This is a genomic window from Clostridium sp. E02 (assembly GCF_003833015.1).
Taxonomy (GTDB): domain Bacteria; phylum Bacillota; class Clostridia; order Lachnospirales; family Lachnospiraceae; genus Lacrimispora.
In genome coordinates this window covers 1-206 of the sequence record NZ_RJLQ01000101.1, presented here as the reverse complement: position 1 = coordinate 206, position 206 = coordinate 1, and the positions used below count along the sequence as shown (strand labels likewise).

The following is a 206-nucleotide window of genomic DNA, read 5'->3' as shown; positions in this document are numbered from 1 at the left end:
TGGCTTGTGTTCCGGAAGTAACTCCAGTGCATAAACCTGCTCACGAATACACCTGAAGAGTTCACCGTTGAATGATCTAATTACCATTGCTGTGGTGCCCTTACGATGGTGTACAGCGATCCCTTGATTGTTTACAGGAAGATAGTATTCATTTTGATATTTCAGGCAGCTTCCATTATCTATCTTTCTAGAAGATAACACCGCCA

1 pseudogene is annotated in these 206 nt (G+C 42.2%); it reads right to left on the bottom strand.

The annotated features are described in order from the left end of the window. Nucleotides 1-206 (bottom strand): annotated as a pseudogene (locus tag EFT72_RS19560) (transposase); the annotation flags it as partial.